Below are 359 nucleotides of genomic sequence, written 5' to 3'. Positions count from 1 at the left end.
CAGGCAGTGGGGCATGCTCAACGAGTGCGTGCCGGCCGAGCAGCTCGATGCGCGCATCGCCGCCATCGCCGCGGGCTTCGCCGCCATCGCGCCGGCCGCGCTCGCCGCCTGGTGGGCGCGGGAGCGGTCTCCGTGCTGGTCCTGGGCGGTGCCGTCGTCGCCTGGGCGGCCCAGCCGGCGCGCGTCGCCCACGAGGTCGCCGCCGACGCCGAGGACGGTCCCCGCGCCCGCAATCCCGGCGACGCGCGCCTGCTGGACGCCGTCCGCTCGGGCGACGCCAGGGCCGTGGCCGCCCTGCTGGACGCGGGCGCCGATCCGAACCAGGTCTGGCGCGGCGACGGCACGGCCCTGATCGAGGC

The 359-nt window shown here is 79.1% G+C and carries 1 pseudogene; it reads left to right on the top strand.

The window, feature by feature from the left end:
* Positions 1–132: 132 nt before the first annotated feature.
* Positions 133–359, top strand: a pseudogene (locus J7528_RS23395) (hypothetical protein); the annotation flags it as partial.

Origin of the sequence: Caulobacter sp. (genome assembly GCF_017744445.1) — a bacterium.
GTDB lineage: Bacteria > Pseudomonadota > Alphaproteobacteria > Caulobacterales > Caulobacteraceae > Caulobacter.
The sequence above is the reverse complement of the archived record's forward strand: the minus strand, read 5'-3'. Positions and strand labels throughout refer to the sequence as shown.